Consider the following 4627-nt stretch of genomic DNA (forward strand, 5'->3'; position numbering starts at 1 on the left):
AAAAGGCTAAAACCAATATCAGTAAAGACATTTAGGTTTAATCAGCAAGCCCTACATAGTTAATTCTCTTCAGTTTTCCTGTAATACCAATTTGATAAATTTTTGCTACAAACAAATAGCTAGAGTATTTCTTAGGAGTCAGAATTCAAAATTAGTATGGGAATAGCTTCAATACCAGTTTTTAGGTCGTAAATTATCTTTTCTGTTAAAGGGACATTCCCAGCAAAATCTTTTTATTACACTTAATTATTATTCGTAACATTTTTTTTAATTGGTATAATACTGATTAACATTACATTAGTATCAGTAATGTAATATGTAACTCAGTGCCTACCTACTTACTATATTTTCTCATGTATTAATAACTGAATTAGTCGCAGCAGCAACTGCAGACTTAGTAACTCGCAACGACTTAGCTGTGCTACAAAGGTTGCAAGAAGAATTTGCCGTAGAATTAGCAGAATTGCGTGGTCGTGTAGATGCTTTAGAAGCACGCAGCGCAGAATTAGAAGCAAATCAATTTTCCACCACTACAAAACTAGATGGTGAAATAATATTTTGGTTAACTGATACTTATGGAGACAGAGCACAAGCTCGGGGAGAAGCGTCAGCTAACGATAAAACTCAAACTAATTTGTCTTACCGAGTACGTCTAAATTTTGAGACCAGCTTTACAGGAAAAGATTTACTATATACCCGCCTGCAAGCTACTGATATTCCCGACCTCAATAGTATTGAAGTAGGTGGTTGGTTTGGTACTACTTGGGCTAGACCTGAAACAGACGGTGGTGATGATGATGACGTTACTATTATTAATGGAATGTTCTATGTTGCTTTTCCAGATTTATTTAAGGAAGGTAACATGGGCAGTATTATGGTAGGAGTTCCTCCTATTGTTACTGATAGCGGTGATAATGATTCACTCAAAGATGATGATACTTCTATACATATAGAGGCAATTTATCGCTTCCAACTTAATGATAATATTTCTGTTCCTCCTGGTTTATTTGTGATTACTAATCCGAATCATGATGATTTTAATATTGGTTTTAGGCTTTTTATATCTTGAAAAAGTATGAGCTTTTCAGTTGCTCAGGTTCATGCTTATGAGCATTTTCAGGTAGCCATAGCAGAAAAATCACTCTTACTATTGTTTGGGCCACTTTCTCTGTGATTCCCATTTATTCTACATCCTAACTCCTCCTCTTTTCCCCTCCTGGGAGAGAGGTGGGTTGACTCCTAAGTAGGGTTTGCTGAATAAAATTGTAATCAATACCCATAATACCCATTTGAAAAAAGAATGCTACAAAAAGGTAGACATTGATCGGATATGCTTAAAAATAGCTGCTCCAGTTCATTTGATCTAGTTATCTCTATCTTTTTTCCCTTTTTTTCAATATTTACCCCAACTTCGGTCTTCCCTCTTCCTTCTTTCGTAGGGACGTTGCATGCAACGTCCCTACCATTTGTAACAAACATTTATCACGCTTGGTATTATACCAATTTGAATAGGGTTCGCTGATAAAATATCAAAGCATTGACTGATATGGGTTTTAGGCAATTTATGCTTGGAAAAAGTATGAGCTTTTCAGCAAGCTATTGTTAAAAAAGTGAGGATTTTCGGGAAGTACGGAGTCGAACAATCACTCTTACTATGGTTTTGGCCACTAACTGTGTAACCCACATTCCGCACGTCAAGAGTGTAGCATTAAAAGTAGTATGAAGAATGATAACTTGGTAAGTATTTATACAGTATAAATCATCGTCATTGAACTTTTTCAGGAGTCAAAATTTCCGGAAGTATTAAGTATAAATACTTGATCTACTCAGACATGAAGCTGCACATCATTTCCTACTGACTACTGACTATTGACTACAAGTGTTTATACTACATTTTGTCGTGCGTAATGTAGGCTGTAATTCCCATTGCTTCTACGTCTTAACTACTCCCTACTCTCTACAAAGAGCAAAAAGACTTTATTTAGCAAGCCCTAATGGGACTTATATTATGTCCGTTGGTATAGTTTGTGTATAAAGTCGGGGAAATATCTAGCGCCATATAAGGTTTTTACTTCTCTTAAAGCTTCTTCCTTCTTCCTTCTTCCTTACCTTCTCTATACAATACCGATGCTACCGGACATGATATTACACAAAATAATGGCAGAAAATAGGCTCAAATATAGATGGGCAGAGGTTTTTACGTCAAAAAGGTATAAATTCTGAATTATCAAGGGTTCTAGCCATTTTCAAGGGTTTGACGTAATTCCCTTGTATAGAGTGGCTTTGAGGCATTTTTCGTGCCAAAAAAATGTCTAAGTACCACTAAGTAATATTAAGATTAATATCATACACACTATTCAGCAACGCTAAAAGAGATTCTCTCAACCTAGCTTTTTAGTGAGTTGCTCTAAACTAGAATAATTGTTGCGCCCAGATTTTTTGGCTTGGTATAACGCTCGATCGGCACTCCGAAGTAAAGTACTACTATCTAAACCATCATCAGGATACACTGCTATTCCAATGCTAACTGTAGCATGAATACGATGGCCTTCCAGAATAAATTCGGGTTGCAGAGCTGTAACTAATCTATGAGCAATCTCTCCTGCATCCTTTCGAGAGCGAATTTGGGGCAAGACAATCGCAAATTCATCTCCTCCCCAACGTGCAATTAAATCAACTTCTCTGAGACAGCTGACAAGACGCTTAATAACACCCTGTAATAAAAGGTCTCCTACTGAGTGACCAAATGTATCATTAACTTCCTTAAAGCGGTCTAAATCCAGAAACATCATTGCCATGATTTCCGAGTTATAGGCTGCATAGGTTAGGGCTTCGGAAAGTTTTTGATCGAATAAAGCTCGATTCGGGAGGTTAGTGAGAGGATCATGCAATGCTTGGTGTTTGAAAGTTTCTTCTGTTTGCTTTTCTTGAGTTACATCTCGGAAACTCCAGACCTGACCAACAACTTTACCTGCCAACTGTTGAGGTTGTAAATAATACTCAATCACGATACCATTTTTTAATCTTAATAAATCCCGTTTTTTGATATTCTCTTTCACGAGTAATGCTTTAAAAGCGATTGCGTCTGTTTCTATTAATGGTTCTAAAATCAAATCAACTAACTTTTGGCTATCATCAGTTGAAGTTGAGGGAGGCAAATTCCAAATTGCAGCAAACTTTTGATTAAAACTGACCACTTTTCCCGCAAAGTCCAAAACCAGAACTCCATCAATTGTTGCTTCTAGAGTAGCTAATAGTAATGATAAAGAGCTTTCTAACTTGGCATTAATTTCCTTGAGTAGCTGATTTTGAGAAGCAAGTCGTTGTTCTTGCTCAAAGCTTCGCAAAGCTTCAGCAACTGTGAGAATTAAATCGGTTTCATCCCAAGGTTTACGGATATAACGGTATAAAGCGGCAGCATTAACAACATTCCCCACTGAATCAGCATCAGCTTGCCCAGTCAGCATAATTTTTAACATTTTGGGATAAAGCTTGTGGAGTTGAATTAACAATGTATCCCCTTCCATTCCTTGCATCCGTTGATCGGAAATCACTAGAGGAATTTCTAAACCTTCTGCTGTCAATTCTACACAGAGTGAAAGTGCTTCTGCACCACTATTGGCTAACTCAATTTCATAGTCTTTGCCAAAATAGCGCTTGAGTTGTTGTCCCAAAGTTGTAAGTATTGTCCACTCATCATCTACACAAATAATTGCTGCTTTCATTTTCTAAAGCTGTAGTGGGTTTTAATTTTTATTTTAACTAGCTATCAGCTATTATATAAAATCCAGTTATATAGTTATCGCACTTTATACTATTGATACACATATAAAATGCCAGAATATACCCAGATAATTCCCACTCTCATCCTTCCTAACTCCTGACTCCTGTACGAGCAATTTCCTACGGAATGCTTAAAGAGTTTACAAAGTATTCCGGAACAGAAATCGCCCTACTGACTCCTGAGTTTACGATAACTAATTATCCGAATACCATATTAGCGATTTAGCTATCAGGCTAAATAAGCTAGTGCATAGATAGTGCTATCTGTTTGTAGAGTATTCCGGACCGAAACACTTTTTAAGGGTCTGACACCCTTTGCTATTCAAATGGTATTCTCCTTTTTCAATTAAATACTAAACAGCTTACTCATTTAAAGCTTTAGTAATAATTTGCTGCAATTGTTCTTCTGTCCAGGGTTTGTGGAGGCAAGCATAAAGATTGGCTTGTTGTCTAGCTCGCTCAATGGCAGCTTCGTCAGCTTGTCCGGTCAGCATCACGGTAACTACGTTTGGAAAACGTTCATGGACTTGGGTTAAAAATACATCTCCTTTGACATTAGGCATCAGCCAATCAGAAACAATGGCCAGAATTTTAATATCTTCCTCTTCTAACTCATCAATTACAGTCCAGGCTTCTTCAGCACTTTGAGCAACCTCATAAATATACTTATTGCCAAAGCAACGTTGCAGTTGTTCCTTGAGAACCTTGAGAATAGGCATTTCATCATCTACACAGAGAATGGCAGTATCACACATATTTAATCTTGCTCCACAGATTAAAAAGTTAAGGAGAACCAATAGGCAACTCTACACAGAATAAAGTATATCCTGGTTTACTGTCCACT

Annotated in this window: 3 protein-coding genes; 1 reads left to right on the plus strand and 2 read right to left on the minus strand. The window is 37.0% G+C overall.

What is annotated here, in order from left to right; all coding sequences use genetic code 11:
• The first annotated feature begins 361 nt into the window (after positions 1-361).
• Positions 362-1069 (plus strand): iron uptake porin, encoded by a 708-nt coding sequence (locus AC3DU7_RS25950; RefSeq protein ID WP_488042168.1) that lies wholly within the window; start codon positions 362-364, stop codon positions 1067-1069.
• Between the two features lie 1312 nt (positions 1070-2381).
• On the opposite strand, the gene AC3DU7_RS25955 is transcribed toward AC3DU7_RS25950, so the two are convergent.
• Together AC3DU7_RS25955 and AC3DU7_RS25960 are read right to left on the minus strand one after the other, a co-directional pair.
• A complete protein-coding gene (locus tag AC3DU7_RS25955) occupies positions 2382-3725 on the minus strand; it encodes a diguanylate cyclase domain-containing protein (RefSeq protein WP_488042166.1) in 1344 nt (447 codons plus the stop codon).
• A 420-nt stretch (positions 3726-4145) separates the two neighbouring features.
• Positions 4146-4538 carry a response regulator gene (locus AC3DU7_RS25960; RefSeq protein ID WP_488042167.1) on the minus strand — a complete coding sequence of 131 codons (393 nt, stop codon included), beginning with the start codon at positions 4536-4538 and terminating at the stop codon, positions 4146-4148.
• Positions 4539-4627 lie beyond the last annotated feature (89 nt).

It is taken from the genome of Okeania sp., assembly GCF_983059655.1.

Excerpts from the sequence above, each read along its gene's own strand:
- AC3DU7_RS25955 (WP_488042166.1), bottom strand. The coding sequence starts at position 3,725 with ATGAAAGCAGCAATTATTTGTGTAGATGATGAGTGGACAATACTTACA.
- AC3DU7_RS25960 (WP_488042167.1), bottom strand. The coding sequence starts at position 4,538 with ATGTGTGATACTGCCATTCTCTGTGTAGATGATGAAATGCCTATTCTC.